Annotated in this window: 6 protein-coding genes; 2 read left to right on the top strand and 4 right to left on the bottom strand. The window is 69.0% G+C overall.

Translation table 11 applies throughout. The features are described from left to right. Positions 1-478: 478 nt before the first annotated feature. Both ACI78U_RS07100 and ACI78U_RS07095 read left to right on the top strand, forming a co-directional pair. Positions 479-1,528, top strand: a complete 1,050-nt coding sequence (locus tag ACI78U_RS07100) for an IS110 family RNA-guided transposase (RefSeq protein WP_456874582.1) — start codon at positions 479-481, stop codon at positions 1,526-1,528. Between the two features lie 56 nt (positions 1,529-1,584). After that, positions 1,585-1,719, top strand: a complete 135-nt coding sequence (locus ACI78U_RS07095; protein WP_456874581.1) for a hypothetical protein — start codon at positions 1,585-1,587, stop codon at positions 1,717-1,719. A 122-nt stretch (positions 1,720-1,841) separates the two neighbouring features. Here ACI78U_RS07095 and ACI78U_RS07090 read toward each other — a convergent pair whose 3' ends face one another. From ACI78U_RS07090 to ACI78U_RS07075, 4 genes are all read right to left on the bottom strand, one after another. Further along, the gene (locus ACI78U_RS07090; RefSeq protein WP_456874580.1) at positions 1,842-2,756 is read right to left on the bottom strand and encodes an IS982 family transposase; all 915 of its coding nucleotides are present in this window, start codon (positions 2,754-2,756) and stop codon (positions 1,842-1,844) included. 118 nt (positions 2,757-2,874) lie between these two features. Further along, the gene (locus ACI78U_RS07085; protein WP_456874579.1) at positions 2,875-3,405 is read right to left on the bottom strand and encodes a hypothetical protein; all 531 of its coding nucleotides are present in this window, start codon (positions 3,403-3,405) and stop codon (positions 2,875-2,877) included. A 53-nt stretch (positions 3,406-3,458) separates the two neighbouring features. Continuing rightward, positions 3,459-6,005, bottom strand: coding sequence for a caspase family protein (locus ACI78U_RS07080; protein WP_456874578.1), 2,547 nt, complete (start codon positions 6,003-6,005; stop codon positions 3,459-3,461). Then, positions 5,999-6,691, bottom strand: a complete 693-nt coding sequence (locus ACI78U_RS07075) for a matrixin family metalloprotease (protein ID WP_456874577.1) — start codon at positions 6,689-6,691, stop codon at positions 5,999-6,001. Before ACI78U_RS07075 ends, ACI78U_RS07080 begins: the two co-directional genes overlap by 7 nt. Between the last annotated feature and the right edge of the window lie 192 nt (positions 6,692-6,883).

Here is a 6,883-nt window from a genome sequence, read left to right as displayed (position 1 = left end):
TCAGCTACATCGAGGGCTTCTACAACCCACGGCGCCGGCACAGCCGGCTGGACAACCTCAGCCCGGCCGACTTCGAGAAGATGCTCACGACACAGAACGAGGCGTCCGCCTGACGGGGGTCACTTCAGGCCGCCCGTTGACGTCGTGCTCACTTGGTCGTGTGAGGCCGTCCCATAGTTGGGCGCCGGGAGCTGTGCTGTGGGCCGTTGCGTGTGCTTCGAGCACGAGGATCAAATTCGCCGTTCCCTGCAGCTCCTACGGGCGACCGCCTCCAGATGAGGAGGCGAGGGTCATGCAGGTCGAAGCCGACGAGCCCGAGCTGATTGAGCGGGTCGCGGCCTTGGATGTCGGCAAGGCCGAGGTGGTCTGTTGCGTGCGGATCCCCCGGTCCTGACGGGCAGCGGATGCAGGAGGTCCGCACTACTTCCACGATGACCGCCGCCCTGCTGGCGCTGGGCGACTGGAGGCTGGCCTCGGGGTGACCCGGGTGGTGATGGAGGCGACCAGCGACTACTGGCGCGCACCGTTCTATCTGTTGGAGGACCGCTTCGAGACCTGGCTGGTCAACGCCAAGGACGTCAAGCACCTGCCCGGGCGGCCCAAGACCGACCGGCTGGACGCGGTCTGGCTGTGCAAGGTCGCCGAGCGGCAGATGCTGCGTCCCAGCTTCGTGCCGCCGCCGGCGATCCGAGAGCTGCGCGATCTGACCCGCTACCGCGTCGACCTACTCGCCGAACGCACCGCGGAGAAGCAGCGAGTGGAGAAGCTGCTCGAGGACGCCCTGGTCAAGCTCTCGGCCGTGGTCAGCGACCTGTTCGGCGTCTCCGGCCGGGCCATGATGGCCGCCCTCATCGCCAGCAAACGCGATCCGGCGGTGCTCGCGAACCTGGCCCGCGGCACTCTGCGCAACAAGACCGAACGGCTGACCGAGGCGCTGACCGGCCGATTTACCGACCATCACGCGTTCTTGCTGAGCCAGATGCTGCGACGGGTGGATGCGATCACCGCCGATGTGGCCACGGTGCAGGAACGGATCGACGCCCAGATCGCCCCTTTCGCCCGGGCGGTGGCCCGCCTCGATGACATCCCGGGAGTCGGCCCCACGGCCGCGCAGGCGATCCTGGCCGAGGTCGGCCTCGACATGGCTCGGTTCTCGACTCCGGCGCATCTGACCTCCTGGGCCCGCTTCGCCCCCGGAGTCAGCGAATCCGCCGGCCGCAAGAAGGGCAACGCCGGCACCGGCCACGGCAACCGCTACCTGGCCCGCGTTCTCGGTGAGGCCGCGATCGGCGCCGCTCGCACCGACACCTTCCTGGGCGAGCGCTACGACGGATCGCCCGACGCCGCGGCAAGAACCGCGCGATCGTGGCGGTCGGACGATCGATCCTCGTCATCGTCTGGGCGCTGCTCTCCGACGATGACGCCCACTTCGTCGACCTCGGCCCGGACCACTACGCCACCCGCACCAATCCCGAACGCAAGGTCCGCCAGCACATCCGCGAGCTCCAGGCGCTCAGCTACTCCGTGACCCTCAACCCCGCCGCCTGACCACCGGCCCGGGGGATTTTCGGATCAGTTTGCTCGGTGAGGATCGACCGCACCGTGGAGACCAAGCTGGGCCCGGACAAGTGGGAGGCGCTCATGGGCCTCTCGGTCGGGTTCTGCTGCTTCTCGCCGGACGGCCGGGTCCTCATTCGACAGACGTACGGACCGCCATAAAACCGCCTCCGCCAAGCTCAACGACGCCCGGACACTGCGGCGGGGGACCTGTGGGGCACAGGCGCACTAGCGTTCGTCGTCCCGGGAGTGACCGGAACCCGCTAGATGACCCATTCCAAGGGTCAGTGGTCATAGGCGAGCAGTGACCGTGGGGTCGGCGCGCCGATCCGGTCGTTGTGCCAGATGGCGGCGGTCAGGGCGAGGACGCGTTGCAGGATGCGCACCCAGACCCCGGCGGGTGTGTGACCGCCGTGTTGTTCGAGGTCGAGCTGTCCTTTGAGGGTGTCGTTGATCGACTCGATCACCTGACGCAGCGGCTTGAGCAGATGGGCGCCGGAGCGGGGTTTCTCCTTGGCGCGGGCGGCGCACAGCCGGGTGATGCCCTCGGCGGCCAGCGTGTCTTCGAAGGCGCGGCCGTAGTAGTGCTTGTCGGCGATAAGCGTCTGCCCGGCGTGCTGCTCGGTCGGTGCGGGGTCGGCGGCCAGGATGCCGAGCAGCACCTGCCGTTCGTCGGCCTTGGCGCCGGAGACGGCGAAGCCGACCGGCAGGCCGTGCAGGGTGCACAGCAGATGCAGCCGCAGCCCCCAAAACAGCCGGGAGTGGCTGGCGCAGTAGCCGTACTCGGCCCAGCCGGCCAGCGCCGAGCGGTGCACCGCGTCCACCGAGCGGGCGCATTCGACCGGGGTGGAGTCGACCACCCACACGTCGTCGGCCCACAGGCTGGTGTCGCGGGCCAGCACGCCGATCAGCCAGCGCAGCGTGTCGGTCAGGGCGCGCAGCCGCTTGTTGTAGCCGGGCTGCTGGGGCAGATAGGGAAACAGCGGGCGCAGTTCGGCGCGGGCGTAGCGCAGCCAGCGGGCCTCGCTGGTGCGGCCCAGCAGGGCCTGCATCACCGCCAGGGTGATCATCTCAGCGTCGCTGATCCGCGGCTGGATGCCGATCGCGGGCCGGGCCGGGGCGTGATCGGGAAAGGCCTTCAGCAGGTCGTCGGTGCGTACATAGAGTGCCGTGGCGAGGGTGTCCAGGTCGGCGTCCACGAGGACCTCCGAGGTCTGACGTTGGATTAGCAACGCCAGCGTGGGCACCCTCGCCCGACTCACTCAAGCCAGGCAGACCCCTTGGAATCGGTCATCTAGTCACGGCACGCTCGGCGGATCAGGGCAGTCGCCAGCCTCCGTACGGGGCGTCGGGCCGGAGCGGCGGGACGGCGTGTCCCGTCCGTTCCTCCCACTCCACCGGGTCGACGAACGAGACGCGCACCGACACCTCCGGGCGGGGTTTCGCAGCGGCGCCCGGGCGGAGCCGGACGGTCAGCTCCTCGCACGCCGGCGTACCCGCGGCGCGGGCGGCCCTGGACAGCGGCCACCAGGAGTTCTCTCCGCGGGCGATGCCCGGCACCGAGCGCAACGACGGGACGGGACGCCAGCCCGCGGACTGCCTGACCGCCTGCCCGGTCGCGACGTCGACGACCCCCTGCGATGACAGCGCCGCGGCCACCTGGATCTCCCGCGCCGGGGATCCCCTGTCCGGCAGCAGGCCGAGCCAGACCCCCTCCCCGTCGGGAACGGGGAGCAGCAGCCGTCCCGCCTCCTCCGTGTCGACGACGGGAAGCGCCCCCCAGCTGCGCGGCAGCTCGTGCAGCACCGACGTCCCGGTCAGGGGATACCGCTGGAACGACAGGGCCAAGCCCGGCGTCAGGGCGAACTCGAACGCCGGGCCGACGCCCTGGTCCGGCCCGCTCAGCCGCCCTCCCCGTGGCCACGCCAGAGGTGCGCTGCGGCTGTCGCAGGTATGCCGAGGCGTCGGGCCGCGTCCCGGACCTTGAGCGGCACTGACCGCGCGTCCCGAGGCGCCGGAAGGAATCCAGTCTGCAGCGAGAACGTGGGCGCTGGGAACTCTGCTTGAGCTCCGACCGCAGCCGGCTGCGCCTCTCGCGCGGGCGTCGGTCGCTGTCGTCCTGCCCGCTTGTACCCGTCCAGCCATGCCTGCAGTTGTGCCGCGTGCGCGGACTTTGTTGCATCGTCGACGGCCCACACCAGGAACGGACCCAGGCGCGTGGATGCGTGTACCCGCTCCCAGACCTGCTGGGAGACGAGGTCCGGCCGGTCGTACGAGGCTTCGACGATCAGCTGCCAGCTCGCGGTGAACGACGGCGGGGCCGTGAACGGGTCCGTGGCCCGAAGCCGGCCATCGTTACAGCGCAACGACAACGCTTCTACGTCAGGGTGATTGCGACCGAGGAGGTCCCGCAGCCGCAGGACCGCCGTGTCGTAGACGTCGCCGAGCGGGACACCGGTCCAGCGCTCCTGAGAGATTGTCCGGAGGAGCAAGTGACATCCAATGATGGTCGCTATAGGGTCCGGATGCTCCTCGAGTAGCACCCGGCGCAAGACTTCTCCTTGTCCACCTGAGAAGACGTTGCGCCCGTGGACGAGGGCCAGGCGTGCGGCCTCGAGGACGTCGTCCCCGCTGCCACCCGTGCTCAGTTTCTCCTTCCGCATGAACAGCGCGAGATCATCCGGCTCGAGGACGTCGCCGGACGTCGGGCGGTCCTCGTCGCGCCAGGCCCCGCCAAGGCCCGCGGTCCGTCGCAGCACCACCTGTGTGAGCCAGCCTGGCGAAACGGTGAAGGCGGCCTCGTAAGTGGCCCGGTCCAACTCCTGGCGCAGGAAATGAGTCCCCGGATCGACCGGCTGCTGCCAGACGGCAATCGGGTCGTCGCGCTCGTCCTGGACCTCGCTCCGCTCGGCAAGATCGGTCACCGTGGCACCCTCCGCAGCGACGTACCCCAGTCCCTTCATGGGGTGTGGGAGGTTCGCTTGCTCGCTCACCGGCGCCCAGTAGCGCACCATCACCGAGATCGACGCAGCCGGCGTCTGAGCACCATCCCCGGACGGGCGCATGGGATCCGCAGCCTCCCTGAACAACTCGGCATGGTGCTGGTTCACCGGTACACCGGCGTCCAGAGGTGCCGGGGACTCCAAGACAGGCACGAGGCCCATGCCGTCGAGGACGAGATCCCGGTCGAGGAGCACAACTTCCTCTGAAGACGTCGTCATGTCCCGGCCAATCTGTGCCCTGAGCTTGTAGACCCCAGGACTTTCCCGCCCGCGGAGGCCACCAGTACCGCTCGCCACCCACCCGAACTCATCGTCAATCACGACAACCGTTGTGGCTGGATTCGACGTGGTTACCTCCAGGTCGAACAGTTCGGAACCGGCGGCGGGCTCGACCGCCGGACCCCTGCGATCGATCGTCGCCTCGACGGGGCCGGCTCCGGTGACCTGGAAGCCGTCACGCAGTCCTGCGGCTGGCACCTCCGCCACGTAGAGCCCACGGACCAGCCCGCCCGACCACTCCGGCCCGCCCAGCGTCGCGGTGAGTGCGCGCTGATGCGGCGAGCCGGACCATATGCGCAGCTCTTCGCCGGCGGCGGCCGCCGGGATATGCAGCTTCACCTCCAGGCTCGGGCGCTCGTGCAGGCGCTTGAACTCAAGGCCCTCGTCGGCGCGGATGAAGGGGTGCAGGTCGACTGCGGACGAGGTCCGCACGCCATCAGGAAGTGCTTCGGCCATCGCGTTGTGGAGGAAGCTCTCGAGGCTCTTGCCCGTGACCCGAGCGCGGCGGTTCGCGGCGCGCCCGCGCAGACCCTCGAGTAGCGTCCAGGTGAAGACGCCGTGGACCTGCCCGTCGACCATCTCGGCTTCGAGTGCCCGTTTGGTCTGCGCCGCGAGCGCGATGAACGCAGGCCCCGGGACAGCCGTGCCGATCTGGACTCCCATGGGCACCGGCTGCGGGGGCACGGACTGCATAAAGTTCATGCAGGCGTCCACCCAGAGGACTGACTCCTGGAAGCGCTGCGCGGTCCTGAACCAGCGCAGGTAGTCGTGCACGTAAACATGCGCGAATTCCTCGCGGGTCGCGTCGGCTGTGAAGACGGCCGCCTCCTCCAGTTTCGGCGCGAACCCGTGACCGGAGAAGTAGAGGTATAGCCGCCGTCCCGGTCGCTTCTTCGTCCGCCGGGCCAGGCTTACCAGCTCCTGGCGGATCCGCGCACTGGCGGGCTGCGGATCGCTGCTCAGCGATTCGAAGTCCGCCGTCCGCAGCACTACGACGTTGCCGGGCGGCACATGCCCGCCGTCTTCGTCGATCAACCAGTCCCGGACCGCGCTCGCGTCGTTGTCCGGCCCCTGCAGATCGGGGAAGAACTCCGGTTCCGAATAGCGCGAGATACCGACGACCAGCGCGTAGTCGTCGACTTGGGGCGCCGCCCCAGGCGTCACCACGGGTATGCCTTATGGATGAACTCCATGTCGGTGCCGGAGAGCTCGCCGTTGAGGCCGACGGAGAAGCCGTCGGTCGTCCAGGACGCCGGGATCGGGTACATCATGATCGACTGCGGGTCGAGGTTGGTCGCGTTGAGCTCCTCGGGCTCGTAGCGCTTGAAGATGTTGTTCTCGATGGTCCCCTCGTCCCAGTTGTTCGGCGGGCCCGAGAGGTCGGCGATCACCGCGGCCCGGTTCCAGTTGATGGGACGCAGCGGGTTCTGGTGCTCGTGGATGAGTCCGAGCGCGTGGCCGAACTCGTGCAGGACGACCCGCCGCAGCTCGTCGTCGTCCGAGTCGGGCGTCAGCCATCCGTAGTTCATGGTCGGCTCGCCGACGGCGATGTCGTGGGCAACCGTTCCCAGGTACGACCAGGACCCGTTGCCGTGGACGAACCTGATGCGGACGTCGGCCTGCTGGTCGCCGTCGTCGACGAACTGGAGCTCCAGGTTGGCCATGGACGGTCCGACCCACTCCTCGGCGACCGAACGCACCCGGTCCTTCAGCGAGGACTCGCCCTCGAGGAACGACACCCGCACCTGGGTGCCCGGCTGCCACTGGAACTGCTCGATCAGCGCTGCCTTGGTCTGCATCTCCGTCGGCTGCGACGCGATGGCGATGCAGTAGTGGCGGGCGTTCTCCGTCATGGCGGTCTCCTAGCGGTGATAGATGAGCGGTCGTCCGGGAGGTGCGTCCCCGCCGCCGGCGTGGAGGAACGGTTCCGGCGTCCCCGATCGCGGAGCACCCCCGATCAGTGGAGGCGTCGGCCCCCGTCCGGGATACACGGATCCGGTTCCCACAGCGCCACTTCCTCGGCCCACGGCGGAGGACGGCGATGC

It is taken from the genome of Geodermatophilus sp. SYSU D00710 (assembly GCF_054050195.1).
This window is presented reverse-complemented; position numbering and strand designations above follow the sequence as displayed.

Coding starts and splice junctions, on each gene's coding strand:
- ACI78U_RS07075 (WP_456874577.1), bottom strand. CDS start 6,691: ATGACGGAGAACGCCCGCCACTACTGCATCGCCATCGCGTCGCAGCCG.